This is a genomic window from Klebsiella sp. K5-45 (assembly GCF_030128605.1).
In the GTDB taxonomy this organism is placed as follows: domain Bacteria; phylum Pseudomonadota; class Gammaproteobacteria; order Enterobacterales; family Enterobacteriaceae; genus Klebsiella; species Klebsiella quasipneumoniae.
In genome coordinates this window covers 1-10,316 of sequence record NZ_JAKUZW010000029.1, presented here as the reverse complement: position 1 = coordinate 10,316, position 10,316 = coordinate 1, and the positions used below count along the sequence as shown (strand labels likewise).

Here is a 10,316-nt window from a genome sequence, read left to right as displayed (position 1 = left end):
GAATGAGACAAACGCGGCCATAACAGCGGAATGACACCGGTAAACCGAAAGGCAGGAACAGGAGAGCGCACGAGGGAGCTACCAGGGGGAAACGCCTGGGATCTTTATAGTCCTGTCGGGTTTCGCCGCCACTGATTTGAGCGTCAGATTTTTTGATACTCGTCAGGGGGGCGGAGCCTATGGAAAAACGGCAACGCCGCATCCTTTCTGACACCTCTTTATTCCTGTGACATAGCTTTATGCTCTTATCCGTGAGCTTCGTCCGCTCGCCGCAGCCGAACGTCCGAGCGCAGCGAGTCAGTGAGCGAGGAAGCGGAATATCACCTGAACCAGCATCTTCTCCTGACGCCGGAAAGCCTCATTTCACTCCTGCCACATGAAGCACTTTGGCAAATCACTACTCCGGTTTAAAGTATTTAGCCAGTATACACTCCGCTAGCGCTACGTGACTGGTTCAGGGCTGCGCCCCGAAACCCGCTAAAAGCGACTGACGCGCCTGCGGCTTGTCCAACACCGTGCCGCCCGGGAAAAATTTCCCGCCCGTCCCGGTGTTATCAGGAGGCTACTGTGGCAGATAAACGCAACAAGATGCTCACGATGTGGGTGACGGAAGACGAACACCGGCGGCTGCTCGAGCGGTGCGACGGCAGGCAGCTGGCGGCGTGGATGCGTCAGACCTGCCTCGATGAGAAGCCGGCACGTGCCGGCAGACTGCCTTCGATATCGCCTGCGCTGCTGCGCCAGCTTGCCGGTATGGGTAACAACCTGAACCAGATCGCCCGGAAAGTGAATGCCGGTGGTGCCGGTCATGATCGGGTGCAGATCGTGGCCGCCCTGATGGCAATCGACGCGGGACTGGAGCGGCTGCGGCATGCGGTGCTGGAAACAGGGGGGGATGATGATCGTTAAATTCCATCCCCGGGGGCGTGGTGGTGGTGCCGGTCCGGTGGATTACCTGCTGGGAAAAGACCGGCAGCGCGAGGGGGCGACCGTGCTGCAGGGAAAGCCGGAGGAAGTCCGGGAGCTTATCGATGCCTCGCCGTATGCGAAAAAGTACACCTCCGGTGTGCTGTCGTTCGCGGAGGCTGAACTGCCGCCCGGGCAGCGGGAGCAGATCATGGCCAGCTTTGAGCGGGTTCTGATGCCCGGGCTCGATAAAGACCAGTACAGCATTCTGTGGGTGGAGCACACCGACAAGGGGCGGCTGGAGCTGAATTTCCTGATCCCCAACACTGAACTGCTGACCGGGAAACGCCTGCAGCCGTACTACGATCGCGCCGACCGGCCGCGCATCGATGCCTGGCAGACCGTGGTGAACGGCAGACTGGGGCTGCATGATCCAAACGCCCCGGAGAACCGGCGGTTACTGGTCACGCCGTCCGCACTGCCGGAAACGAAGATGGAAGCCGCTCAGGCGATTACACGGGGGTTGCTGGCCTTAGCCTCATCCGGGGAGCTAAAAACGCGCGAGGACGTCACAGGAGCGCTCACAGCGGCAGGTTTTGAGGTGGTCCGCACCACAAAAAACAGTATCAGCATTGCCGACCCGGACGGGGGGCGAAACATCCGACTGAAGGGAGCCATTTATGAGCAGTCTTTTAGCGCTGGCGAAGGACTTGGAGCAGCAATCGAAAGCGCAGCAGCAGAGTACCGGCGAGATGCTGAAAGCCGCATTCAGCGAGCACGAGAAGTCTGTAAAAGCGGAACTGAGCGCAAGCGCGAAGAGAATCAGCGACGCCATCAGCGCCCACGAGCAGGGTATGACCGCGGCGATGCAGTCGAACCGCCTGAGCGTGCTGCGTATGGTCGGCCGGACGTGGCTGACCATCACCCTGGTCTCGGTACTGCTGATCGCCACGAGCGGGAGCATTCTGTGGTGGCAGGGGCAGCAGATCACCGGGAATTACCAGACTATCCGGGCGCAGGAGCGGACGCAGGCCATGCTGTCGGAGAAGAACCACGGCGTGCAGCTGTCGCTCTGCGGGGAGAAGAAACTGTCCTGCGTCAAAGTGAACCCGAAAGCGGGAGCTTACGGGGAGGACGGGAACTGGATGGTACTGGAGAGGAAATAGCCCATGACGGAACTGGAAAAACAGTTGCTGACCGCATTAGAGCAGCTACATCAGGACTACTCGCAAAGGCTGGACGAGTGGGAGAGCGCCTTCGCGGAATGGCAGAAGATGTCTGGGCTTATGCAACGGGAGAACGCGGCACTGAACGAGCGCGTGACGCGCTTGAGTCAGCAGGTGGCGAACTTGAGCAGGCAGTTACAGCGTTTGAGCCAGTAGTGCAGCGGCATGAAATGGCGGTGGCCGCCGAACGGGCATGCGAGCAGCGACAGCACGAAAAAGCGCTGGCGGAAGCCCGTTCCCGTCAGCGGAGCTATAACGGTCCGACGCTGGGCTGACAGAGCTTCACCAGTGACAACCCCCACGAAGAAGGCTCATAAATTTCCCGCTAAATACGGTCGTGATGAAAACATCACGGCGTATACAACGGAGGGATTATGAGACTGTTTAACGTGATTGAGACGATGCTGAACTGCCTGTACATGGCGCTGGAGATCTGGGACTGGCTGGAGAAGCATTTTCCTGTTTTTAAGGCGTTCATCCGGATTCTGGCCTGAAATCAGACCGTATGCATCTGGCTGCATGACCATGCAACAGTGTAATATCCAGCGGCTGCGTTTCCGGTGTTTTTTCGTCATGTCTGTCGCCACTTTCTCGCGTCTGGCACCGGAAACGCAGCCAACCCCGTTTCAGCGGTGCAGACAAGAGATGTTATGGTAAATCTCTGCGGGATCGACAGAAGTCGTCAGACGGTGTAACGTTAAGGCCAGAAAAAACAAAGCCCCGGCATCATGTCTAATCTTGGCGGATCCGCATGATAACCAGGGCCAGGTCGAAACCTGAGAAGGATATTAGCACATGAACCGTGCCAGACAACAGCCCGCCATAAGCGCAGGGCACATTGCGTAACGCTGCACTCGAACTTTTTAACGACAGACTGTCCCTTAAACCGTACTTCACGGACGAGCTGCAATACGGCTTGCGTATCGCAGGGAAAGAGCGGGCGCTCCTTGCCAGATACATCCAGTTCAACCAGCCTCATGCCCAGTACTGGCTTTGCTTTGACGTTGACCGTCCCGGTGCTGCGATTGACTGGAGTGACCGGAACGCACCCGCACCGACTCTTACCATTATGAACAAGGCTAATGGTCACGCTCATCTGCTGTATGCGCTGAAAACCGCGGTACGTACCGCGCTAAATAGCTGCGCGGAATAGTAGATCACTGAAAGGGAACTCAGCCCGGATTGTGCGATCTGATCAATCGCCAAACCAACCAAAACCACCAACCGGACTGAGCGATGCCGATCATAGCACCAATACCCCGTGGCGAACGACGCCTGATGCAGAAAGCTATTCATAAAACGCGCGATAAAAATCATGCCCGCAGACTCACGGCCATGCTGATGCTTCATCGGGGTGAACGGGTCAGCGATGTTGCCAGAACTCTCTGTTGTGCCCGTTCATCCGTTGGTCGCTGGATTAACTGGTTTACGCACTCAGGTATTGAAGGCCTGAAATCCTTACCCGCAGGGCGCTCCCGACGCTGGCCTTTTGAACATATCTGCACCCTGTTACGTGAGCTGATAAAGCATTCTCCCGGCGATTTTGGTTATCAACGTTCACGCTGGAGCACCGAATTACTGGCAATAAAAATCAATGAGATAACCGGTTGCCAGTTACATGCAGGAACCGTTCGCCGCTGGTTGCCATCTGCGGGGCTTGTATGGCGTAGGGCCGCGCCAACTCTGCGTATCCGTGACCCACATAAAGATGAAAAGATGGCGGTAATCCACAAAGCGCTGGATGAATGCAGTGCAGAGCATCCGGTATTTTATGAAGATGAAGTGGATATCCACCTTAATCCTAAAATCGGTGCGGACTGGCAGTTGCGCGGACAGCAGAAACGGGTAGTGACTCCGGGGCAGAACGAAAAATACTATCTGGCCGGCGCACTGCACAGTGGCACGGGTAAAGTCAGCTACGTGGGCGGCAACAGCAAAAGTTCAGCGCTGTTTATCGCTCTGCTGAAGCACCTGAAAGCCACTTACCGGCGGGTGGGTAATGACTCCAACTTACTGATAGTGTTTTATGTTCAGATAATGCCCGATGACCTTGTCATGCAGCTCCACCGATTTTGAGAACGACAGTGACTTCCGTCCCAGCCTTGCCAGATGTTGTCTCAGATTCAGGTTATGTCGCTCAATGCGCTGAGTGTAACGCTTGCTGATAACGTGCAGCTTTCCCTTCAGGCGTGATTCGTACAGCGGCCAGCCATCCGTCATCCATACCACGACCTCAAAGGCCGACAGCAGGCTCAGAAGACGCTCCAGTGTGGCCAGAGTGCGTTCACCGAAGACGTGCGCCACAACCGTCCTCCGTATCCTGTCATACGCGTAAAACAGCCAGCGCTGGCGCGATTTAGCCCCGACATAGCCCCACTGTTCGTCCATTTCCGCGCAGAGGATGACGTCACTGCCCGGCGGTATGCGCGAGGTTACCGACTGCGGCCTGAGTTTTTTAAGTGACGTAAAATCGTGTTGAGGCCAATGCCCATAATGCGTGCACTGGCGCGACATCCGACGCCATTCATGGCCATATCAATGATTTTCTGGTGCGTACCGGGCTGAGAGGCGGTGTAAGTGAACTGTAGTTGCCATGTTTTACGGCAATGAGAGCAGAGATAGCGCTGATGTCCGGCAGTGCTTTTGCCGTTACGCACCACGCCTTCAGTAGCGGAGCAGGAAGGACATCTGATGGAAATGGAAGCCACGCAAGCACCTTAAAATCACCATCATACACTAAATCAGTAAGTTGGCAGCATTACCCGGCGGGTGAAAACAATCACGCTGATCGTTGATAACTACATTATCCATAAAAGCCGCGAAACACAGCGCTGGTTGAAAGCAAATCCCAAGTTCAGGGTAATTTACCAGCCGGTTTACTCGCCGTGGGTGAATCATGTGGAACGGCTATGGCAGGCACGGTAATGATATCAATTTGTTGATTTCGTATTTTCGCTGACACCAGGATTATCCTGATGTTACAAGGATTGAATGACTACAGATTAAAATAGTCATCAACAGGTTGACAGCATTACCGGAATCATTTAATGATTACGTAAGAGCTACTCACTCGAAAGAAAAACAACGAGAAAGAGGTGTTTTATCTGGAAAATCTAGGCGCTCAGGAAGCTATGAAGAGCAGCGCCCATGGTCTGATTTTGGTATAAGTAGATCTACATGGAACAGGAAAAGAAATAAATGAGAAAAATATTTTGCATTGCATGTCATAAGGTCACGGCGCCGTTAAAAATGACGATTAATTACCTATCATCTTTTAAAAATAATGAAATATTAATTCACGTGGATGGTAAATTTAATTTAGACGATTTTTTGTTCTTGGAATCAAATAATGTAACTTTATTAAATGAGCGAGTTGATGTTTCTTGGGGAGGAGTCAGTCAAATAAAGGCAACCCTCCTGCTGCTAGAGAGAGCTATTGCTGTTGGCTTTGATTACCTTTTTTTTCTATCAGGAGACGACTTGCCATGCATGAGTGACAATAAAGTGAATTTATTGTTGTCAGAGATTGGATATAAAAACCTGATTCACTTTCAAGACGAAAGATCTAATTATGTTGATCCTGTGGAACGAGTTAAATATAATTACCCTAGTTATTTTTTTTCTAAGGAAAAAACATTACTAACCAAGGTAAAGAAAAAATTATTCCTAATGTTCAAGTTTTTATTTATTAATAAGGAGTATGCCACATCTGTAAGTAAGGGGGTTGTTTTTTATAAAGGGACAAACTGGTTTTCTTTTAATCATAAAACCGTCTGCGAAGTGATGTCATTTGTTAATGGTAATGATTGGTTTTTATCTTTATTTGAAAGATCACTCTGTGGGGATGAGGTTTTTTTTCATACTATTTTGAAGTTTATTGGTATAAGTGATATTTACCACGATCCATCAAAACCCAACGATGCATTAAGATATATGGATTGGAACACAGGACCCGATCACCCGAGAATATTAGATAATACCGATATTGATAAAATCAATAAATCCGAATGCATCTTTGCGAGGAAGTTTTCAGATTCCGCAGATGCAGCGTTATTGAATAGCATTCTCACCGATGCGTGAGACTCGAACCTAGGTAATGACTCCAACTTATTGATGGTGTTTTATGTTCAGATAATGCCCGATGACTTTGTCATGCAGCTCCACCGATTTTGAGAACGACAGCGACTTCCGTCCCAGCCGTGCCAGGTGCTGCCTCAGATTCAGGTTGTGCCGCTCAATTCGCTGCGTATATCGCTTGCTGATTACGTGCAGCTTTCCCTTCAGGCGGGATTCATACAGCGGCCAGCCATCCGTCATCCATATCACCACGTCAAAGGGTGACAGCAGGCTCATAAGACGCCCCAGCGTCGCCAGAGTGCGTTCACCGAATACGTGCGCAACAACCGTCTTCCGGAGCCTGTCATACGCGTAAAACAGCCAGCGCTGGCGCGATTTAGCCCCGACATAGCTCCACTGTTCGTCCATTTCCGCGCAGACGATGGCGTCACTGCCCGGCTGTATGCGCGAGGTTACCGACTGCGGCCTGAGTTTTTTAAGTGACGTAAAATCGTGTTGAGGCCAACGCCCATAATGCGGGCGGTTGCCCGGCATCCAACACCATTCATGGCCATATCAATGATTTTCTGATGCGTACCGGGCTGATAAGCGGTGTAAGTGAACTGCAGTTGCCATGTTTTACGGCAGTGAGGGCAGAGATAGCGCTGATGTCCGGCAGTGCTTTTGCCGTTACGCACCACCCCGTCAGTAGCTGAACAGGAGGGACAGCTGATAGAAACAGAAGCCACTGGAGCACCTCAAAAACACCATCATACACTAAATCAGTAAGTTGGCAGCATTACCAACACAACCTATAAATAAACCTGAAATCCCCCCCCCACCATCAACGCCTCATCAACCCAATAACATTTAAATGAATCCTTAGAATCATTCCACTCCTAAAGAAATAATTTAATAATGTGCATGACAGAACCTCGACCACAAGAAAACAATACGCAGCACCGAAAACATCATAACGGTTAATCATAACATATGAGAATGGGATACTGAGCAAGCCAGTTAACGTCATTTTATATGAAAGGTACTTGTAGCCAGAGTATTTTATTATAAATCTATAACAAATAGTTCCCAAGGATGAAAACATTGTCGCGAGAATAATGATTGGCACCAACTCAACAGCCATTTTATAGGCTGAACCATAGAGCATACTGATAATGTATGGCCCAATAAAATAAAAACCAAATAAGATAAAAATTGTTATCACGATCACAATTCTATTTATTAAAGTTAGAAGTCTAGACATTTTTTCAAAATCTTTCTCTTGATAGATTTTAGAAAAGAAACTAGTAATTAAGGCGACTGAAATAAATGAATACGCACTGCCAAGCGTCAGCGCCACATTATAAATACCCAAATTAGAATATGAGGTCATTTTAGCCAAAAAAACATTTGATACCTGTGTGTAAATCACAATGGACAGGCTTGATAGTAACAACGATCCTCCCGCTGAAATCAAATACTTATTATATTTCTTAGTTTTCGATTTTAATACCGCAGTGTCTTCAATGGTATTGTGAAAGTATATATATCTAATAACATAAGGTATTGCTGGAATTAATATGATAGGAATGCTAAATGTATATACTGGCAACTCCAAGTATGAAATTAAAAAGCGGACTATAAAAGCAATACACAACCCTGCGCCATTTGTTAATGCATTAATTCTAGATATTAACTGCGTATTATTATATACAGCGAAAACATCCATCACTATATAATAAGTGGCAATGCAGTTAGCCACCCCAAAAACAAATGTCAGGGTATCTGTAAAAAAAAACAAATAGAACAAGGCAATCAATGAAGAGAGTGCAAAAATAACCCTGCGCTGCTTTTGAGTATGTAATGCAAGAGCAATACCTGATTTTCTTTTCTCACTCATCCTTTTAAAAAGGATGTTTTGCCCACCAAACCAAGCCATGGCCTGTACAAACATAAATATTGTCGTAGCAAAAGTAATCTTACCAAAATCAGTAGGTCCTATATATTTTGCCATATAGGAGTTTACAAACACAAGACCGATGATGTTGACTAATTTTTCAGCCATCATCCACAAGGCATTAGAATACATTAATCACTCGCAAAAAATTAATTCCATAGAAATTTTGGTAATACTGTCAACCTGTTGATGACTATTTTAATCTGTAGTCATTCAATCCTTGTAACATCAGGATAATCCTGGTGTCAGTGAAAATACGAAATCAACAAGTTGGTATCATTACCAGCGTCGGCATGGTTCCAGCGATCAGATGTCACCGACAGAATATGAAAACCAGTATTATCAACGTCTCGGAAGTGTCTAGATTATCCGTGGCGATTCAAAAGCTGATTTTTGTCGTGGTCTAACTACTGCAAAGAATCCACCTAAAAGCTCTCTTTTGACATATCTTCTGCATCTTATAAATTGAATAAAAACCTATAAAAACAAAAATTTAGTCACGCTACCGCCCTGGGCTCTTCAGCTACCTATCCACTGCACTAACGCTAACGACTATCTTTAACATTTGGGTTGAGGTCAAATCATTAAGTAACTTAACAATAAACACGATAACTTCAGGAAGGACTGATTTCACTCTTGCTTATGATGGCGTAACGTTTTCTTATCATGGAACTTTCACGAGACTTGCCATTTCCTGCAAATTCCGATTCCTTTACACTTATCAGTATACTGACTCAGTGGACTAACATTGCCGTTGATGCAATTACAGAATTAACAAAAAAGTGGTGGCCACCGCTGCGAATGGACATGACCTGAATCAGGTTGAAAACCTGATCACAGAGCCGGTAATGCTGCCAACTTACTGATTTAGTGTATGATGGTGTTTTTGAGGTGCTCCAGTAGCTTCTGTTTCTATCAGCTGTCCCTCCTGTTCAGCTACTGACGGGGTGGTGCGTAACGGCAAAAGCACTGCCGGACATCAGCGCTATCTCTGCTCTCACTGCCGTAAAACATGGCAAATTAGCTTCACTTACACCGCCTCTCAACCCGGTACACATCAGAAAATCATTGATATGGCCATGAATGGGGTTGGGTGCCGTGCCAGTGCCCGCATTATGGGCGTTGGCCTCAACACGATTTTACGGCACTTAAAAAACTCAGGCCGGAGCCGGTAACATCGCGCATACAACCGGGCAGTGACGTCATTGTCTGCGCGGAAATGGACGAACAGTGGGGCTACGTCGGGGCTAAATCACGTCAGCGCTGGTTATTTTACGCCTATGACAGGATGCGCAGGACGGTGGTGGCACACGTCTTTGGTGAGCGTACTCTGGCCACACTGGAGCGTCTTCCGGGCCTGCTGTCGGTCTTTGATGTGGTGGTATGGATGACGGATGGCTGGCCGCTTTATGAATCACGCCTGAAGGGAAAGCTGCACGTTATCAGCAAGCGTTACACTCAGCGCATTGAGCGACATAACCTGAAGCTGAGACAACATCTGGCAAGACTGGAACGGAAGTCACTGTCGTTCTCAAAATCGGTGGAGCTGCATGACAAAGTCATCGGGCATTATCTGAACATAAAACACTATCAGTAAGTTGGCACCATTACCGTGGGCGTTTATGTAACATATGTCGCTGGGCCAACTCTTCTGGTTTCTGGGTTTTTATCGTGGATTACAAGGCCGTAATCTGATAATGCCCCTAATGGGTCAGATCTCTAGGATAGTAGCAATACAGCAAGGAACTTCTTGAGTTCCTTTCTGTTGCGTCGTAATCTCTTGCTCTGTAAACGAAAAAACCACCCTGGCAGGTGGTTTTTCGAAGGTTAGTTAATCCTGGCAGATTTTCTAACCGTGGTAACAGTCTTGTGCGAGACATGTCACCAAATCTGTCCTTTCAGTGTAGCCGCACTCAGGCCATCACTTCAAGAACTCTTACTACATCTCTCGCACATCCTGTTTACCAATGGCCGCTGCCAGTGGCGTTTTTGCGTGTCTTTCCGGATTGGACTCAAGACGATAGTTACCGGACAAGACGCAGCGGTCGGACTGAACGGGGGGTTCGTGCATACAGTCCAGCTTGGAGCGAACTGCCTACCCGGAACTGAGTGTCAGGCGTGGAATGAGACAAACGCGGCCATAACAGCGGAATGACACCGGTAAACCGAAA

General features: G+C 48.8%; 9 protein-coding genes and 4 pseudogenes. 9 read left to right on the top strand and 4 right to left on the bottom strand.

The window, feature by feature from the left end; translation table 11 throughout:
• The first annotated feature begins 588 nt into the window (after positions 1-588).
• From MKS11_RS26740 to MKS11_RS26715, 6 genes and pseudogenes are all read left to right on the top strand, one after another.
• Positions 589-909: a MobC family plasmid mobilization relaxosome protein gene (locus MKS11_RS26740; protein ID WP_024243919.1), complete on the top strand. Its 321-nt coding sequence runs from the start codon at positions 589-591 to the stop codon at positions 907-909.
• Positions 872-1,216 (top strand): annotated as a pseudogene (locus tag MKS11_RS27760) (nuclease); the annotation flags it as partial. The gene MKS11_RS26740 and the pseudogene MKS11_RS27760, both read left to right, overlap by 38 nt.
• A 370-nt stretch (positions 1,217-1,586) precedes the next feature.
• On the top strand, positions 1,587-2,072 hold the full coding sequence (locus tag MKS11_RS26730) for an MbeB family mobilization protein (RefSeq protein WP_048332377.1): 486 nt from the start codon (positions 1,587-1,589) through the stop codon (positions 2,070-2,072).
• Positions 2,073-2,075: 3 nt separating this feature from the next.
• A complete protein-coding gene (locus tag MKS11_RS26725; protein ID WP_000137423.1) occupies positions 2,076-2,288 on the top strand; it encodes an MbeD family mobilization/exclusion protein in 213 nt (70 codons plus the stop codon).
• 682 nt (positions 2,289-2,970) lie between these two features.
• Positions 2,971-3,264 (top strand): annotated as a pseudogene (locus MKS11_RS26720) (replication initiation protein); the annotation flags it as partial.
• 104 nt (positions 3,265-3,368) lie between these two features.
• Positions 3,369-4,124, top strand: a pseudogene (locus tag MKS11_RS26715) (IS630-like element ISEc33 family transposase); the annotation flags it as partial.
• A gap of 18 nt (positions 4,125-4,142) precedes the next feature.
• Here MKS11_RS26715 and MKS11_RS26710 read toward each other — a convergent pair.
• Positions 4,143-4,840, bottom strand: a protein-coding gene (locus MKS11_RS26710; protein ID WP_228690388.1) for an IS1 family transposase whose coding sequence is annotated in 2 segments (ribosomal slippage) — positions 4,143-4,591 and positions 4,591-4,840 — 699 coding nt in all. Because the reading frame shifts where the segments join, the coding sequence is not laid out codon by codon here.
• 55 nt (positions 4,841-4,895) lie between these two features.
• On the opposite strand from MKS11_RS26710, the pseudogene MKS11_RS26705 reads away from it, so the two are divergent.
• Positions 4,896-5,051, top strand: a pseudogene (locus tag MKS11_RS26705) (transposase); the annotation flags it as partial.
• 279 nt (positions 5,052-5,330) lie between these two features.
• On the top strand, positions 5,331-6,212 hold the full coding sequence (locus MKS11_RS26700) for a beta-1,6-N-acetylglucosaminyltransferase (RefSeq protein ID WP_284109784.1): 882 nt from the start codon (positions 5,331-5,333) through the stop codon (positions 6,210-6,212).
• Positions 6,213-6,239: 27 nt separating this feature from the next.
• Here the strand turns inward: MKS11_RS26700 and MKS11_RS26695 are convergent.
• Positions 6,240-6,937, bottom strand: a protein-coding gene (locus MKS11_RS26695; protein WP_284109783.1) for an IS1 family transposase whose coding sequence is annotated in 2 segments (ribosomal slippage) — positions 6,240-6,688 and positions 6,688-6,937 — 699 coding nt in all. Because the reading frame shifts where the segments join, the coding sequence is not laid out codon by codon here.
• 95 nt (positions 6,938-7,032) lie between these two features.
• Positions 7,033-8,256 (bottom strand): oligosaccharide flippase family protein, encoded by a 1,224-nt coding sequence (locus MKS11_RS26690; RefSeq protein WP_284109782.1) that lies wholly within the window; start codon positions 8,254-8,256, stop codon positions 7,033-7,035.
• Positions 8,257-9,059: 803 nt separating this feature from the next.
• Between MKS11_RS26690 and MKS11_RS26685 the strand changes: the two genes are divergently transcribed.
• A protein-coding gene (locus tag MKS11_RS26685) for an IS1 family transposase (protein WP_284109786.1) occupies positions 9,060-9,742 on the top strand; the annotation gives its coding sequence in 2 pieces (ribosomal slippage) (positions 9,060-9,294 and positions 9,294-9,742; 684 coding nt in all).
• A 342-nt stretch (positions 9,743-10,084) separates the two neighbouring features.
• On the opposite strand, the gene MKS11_RS27650 is transcribed toward MKS11_RS26685, so the two are convergent.
• A complete protein-coding gene (locus MKS11_RS27650) occupies positions 10,085-10,216 on the bottom strand; it encodes a replication initiation protein (protein WP_074442714.1) in 132 nt (43 codons plus the stop codon).
• Between the last annotated feature and the right edge of the window lie 100 nt (positions 10,217-10,316).